Below are 560 nucleotides of genomic sequence, written 5' to 3' on the forward strand. Positions count from 1 at the left end.
GAGTATGAACTCATTAATTGATTATAATAAATTTAACAAAGTGGATAACCTATACTTTGTAGATAGAACTATCTACAAAGTTAAACATTTTATTTATAAAGGCCACATTTTGTGTAACCCTACCTATGAAGTATTGGCCCAAGAATATATAGAAGATATTACCGAATTGGAAGCAGCAAAGTACAACAATGTTGGTAAACATCACCTTATATTAAAGGGAGCTGTTGAAGAGAAAGTGTTTGAAAAACTTGTAAAGTTAAATATTTCAAACCATCAATGGCTGAGAGAACTAGTATGTAATTATGATGATTTATATAGATTATAGGTATGAAAAGAGTGATAATTCAATATTGAATTATTGCTTTTTTTTAATTTATCGGCCTGAATTAGTTCAAGAAATTCTCGTGACTTTCTGAATTTCACGTATACTTATTCTCTATAAATAATACACAGCAACAGCCTGTCTTAGTTTCTTTTCGTCCCCTTTCAGCTTAACCACGTCCACGTATAATCTCATGCACAAATTCAACTAATACAGATAGTATCTCAAGCATTCTTAT

At 30.2% G+C, this 560-nt stretch carries 1 protein-coding gene; it reads left to right on the forward strand.

All coding sequences use genetic code 11. The features are described from left to right. Nucleotides 1–325: hypothetical protein (locus AC1DWA_RS33130; RefSeq protein ID WP_477917685.1), on the forward strand; the 325-nt coding region annotated here is incomplete at its 5' end. Nucleotides 326–560 lie beyond the last annotated feature (235 nt).

Source organism: Rhodococcus sp. P4_F3_2 (assembly GCF_056401335.1).